The sequence below is a fragment of the Bradyrhizobium macuxiense genome (assembly GCF_001542415.1).
GTDB lineage: Bacteria > Pseudomonadota > Alphaproteobacteria > Rhizobiales > Xanthobacteraceae > Bradyrhizobium > Bradyrhizobium macuxiense.
The window spans coordinates 1-2,951 of record NZ_LNCU01000018.1; the positions used below are offsets into that span (position 1 = coordinate 1).

At 66.4% G+C, this 2,951-nt stretch carries 2 protein-coding genes; both read left to right on the forward strand.

Features of this window, described 5'->3' with window-relative positions:
- Positions 1–13 precede the first annotated feature (13 nt).
- Complete coding sequence (locus tag AS156_RS03795; protein WP_066500214.1) at positions 14–1,273, forward strand: efflux RND transporter periplasmic adaptor subunit; 1,260 nt, start codon at positions 14–16, stop codon at positions 1,271–1,273.
- The coding region (locus AS156_RS03800; RefSeq protein WP_136625990.1) for an efflux RND transporter permease subunit at positions 1,270–2,951 on the forward strand (1,682 nt) is incomplete at its 3' end. The genes AS156_RS03795 and AS156_RS03800, both read left to right, overlap by 4 nt.

The window sequence follows — 2,951 nt, forward strand, 5'->3', positions numbered from 1 at the left end:
TTGGGGAGACGGAATGAGTGCGACTGACAAAGCGGAGCATCCGGCTCCGGCGACCCGACTCGATTGCGGTTCGTTTCGCCGCTTTGCACGATGCGGCCTTGCGCCGTTCGGCCTGCTGTTCGCGCTGGCGCTCGGCGGCTGCGATGACAAGGCACAATCGCAGGCGGCCGCGCCTCCGCCGCCGCCCGTGACGGTGGCGCAGCCGGTCAGGCGCACGGTGACCGACTGGGACGAGTTCACCGGCCGCTTCGAGGCGATCGAGGAGGTTCAGGTCCGCGCCCGCGTCGGCGGCTTCGTCAACACCGTCGAGTTCAAGGACGGCGCGATCGTCCATGCCGGCGATCTGCTCTACACCATCGACCCGCGCCCGTTCGAGGCGGTCGCGCTGCAGGCAGAGGGGCAGCTTGCCGATGCGCGCGCCAAGGCGGAGCTTGCCAAGCGCGAGCTCGACCGTGGCTTGAACCTGGTGCAGACCAGTGCAGTCTCCGAGCAGGTCGTCGACCAGCGCCGCCAGGCCTTGCAGGCGGCCCACGCCGCCGAGACGCAGGCCGAAGGCGCGCTGAAGGCCGCCCAGCTCAATGTCGAATTCACCCATGTGCTGGCGCCGATCACCGGCCGCGTCAGCCGCCATCTGGTGACCCCCGGCAACCTCGTGCAGGGCGCCGACAGCGGCGCGACGCTGCTGACCTCGATCGTATCGCTCGATCCGATCTACATCTATTTCGACGTCGACGAGGCGACCTATCAGCGCAACAGCAAGCTCTGGTTCGAAGGCAAGCGGCCAAGCTCGCGCGACACGCCGAACCCGGTGCAGGTGTCCTTGACCGGCGAGACCAAGCCCTCCCATGACGGCACGATGGACTTCCTCGACAACCGCCTGGACGTCTCGACCGCGACGCTGCGCAGCCGCGCCATCATCCCCAACAAGGACCTCTCGATCCTGCCCGGGCAATTCGGCCGGGTCCGGATCATCGGCTCCGCGCCCTACGAGGCGCTGCTGGTTCCGGATGCCGCCATCGTCACCGACCAGTCGCGCAAGATCGTGTTCGTGGTCAAGGACGACAACACGGTGGAGGCGAGGCCCGTCGTGCTCGGGCCGCTCGATGACGGCCTGCGGGTGATCCGCGAAGGTCTCAGGGCGGAGGATCACGTCATCGTCGACGGCATTCAGCGCGCCCGGGTCGGCGCCAAGGTGACCCCGCAAGCCGCAAAGGCCCCTGAGGGGGCCACGCCCGCGGCAGGTGCCAAGGCCCCGGCAGGTGCGAAGCCATGAATCTCGGCAGGCTTTCCATCAACCAGCCCATCCTCGCGATGGTGCTGTCGATCGTGCTCCTGATCGTGGGCGCGATCGCCTATGGCACGCTGCCGGTCTCGGAATATCCGCAAGTGGTGCCGCCGACCGTCACGGTGACCACGCAATATCCGGGCGCCTCGGCGCAGACCGTGTCCGATACCGTCGCCGCTCCGATCGAGCAGCAGATCAACGGCGTCGAGGACATGCTGTACATGTACAGCCAGGCAACCTCGAACGGCCAATTGACCATCACCGTCACGTTCAAGCTCGGCACCGACCTCGACAAGGCCCAGGTGCTGGTGCAGAACCGCGTCGCGATCGCGCAGCCGCAATTGCCCGAAGAGGTGCAGCGCAACGGCGTCGTCACGCGCAAGAACTCGCCGGACATCCTGCTCGTCGTGTTCATGCTGTCGCCGGACGATACGTTCGACCAGCTCTACATCTCCAACTATGCGCTGCTGCAGGTGCGCGACCAGCTCTTGCGGCTTGACGGCGTCGGCGACATCCAGATGTTCGGCGCCCGCGACTATTCGATGCGGCTGTGGCTCGACCCCGACAAGATCGCCAATCTCGGCATGACGTCGACCGACGTCATCGCGGCGGTCAGGGCCCAGAACCTGCAGATCGCCGGCGGCCAGATCGCCGAGCCGCCGATCGCGGATCGCGCGTTTTCGCCGAATCTCGCCTTCACCGGCCGGCTCAAGGATGTCTCGCAATTCGAGAACATCGTGGTCAAGGCCGGCAGCGACGGCCGCACCGTGCGATTGCGCGACGTCGCCCGGGTCGAGCTCGGCGCGCTGGCCTACACCACCAACAGCTTCCTGCTGAAGAAGTCGGCGGTGGCGATGCTGGTGACGCAGCGGCCGGGATCGAATGCGCTGGCGACCTCCAAGAGCATCTACGACACCATGGCGAAGCTCAAGACGAGCTTCCCCAAGGGCCTCGACTACAATATCGGCTACAACCCGACCGAGTTCATCGCCCAATCGATCCACGAGCTGATCAAGACGATCTATGAGGCGATGATCCTCGTGGTCGTCGTGGTGCTGGTGTTCCTGCAGGGCTGGCGGCCCGCGATCATCCCGATCGTCGCCATCCCGGTTTCGCTGGTCGGCACCTTTGCGGCGATGGCGGCGCTCGGCTTCGGCATCAACAACCTCACTTTGTTCGGCCTCGTGCTCGCGGTCGGCATCGTGGTCGACGACGCGATCGTGGTGGTCGAGAATGTCGAGCGGCATCTCGAGCATGGCCTGAGCCGGCGCGAAGCCGCACTCAAGACCATGGAGGAGGTCGGAGGCGCGCTGGTCTCGATCGCGCTCGTGCTGTGCGCGGTGTTCGTGCCGACCGCATTCCTCGGCGGCATCTCCGGGCAGTTCTTCCAGCAATTCGCCGTGACGATCGCGGTCGCGACCGCGATCTCCTGCTTCTGCTCGTTGACGCTGTCGCCGGCGCTGGCCTCGCGGATACTCGTTCCGCATGAGGCGAAGCGGCCGGCGGCACGCTGGAACCTGATCGCGCGCGGCTGGTCCGCCTTCACCGGCGTCTTCAACCGCATATTCGACCGGCTGGCGCATGGCTATGCGGCGGCGGCATCCTTCGTGATCCGGCATTCGGCGACGATGCTGCTGCTCTATCTGGTGCTGATCGGCAGCGCCGG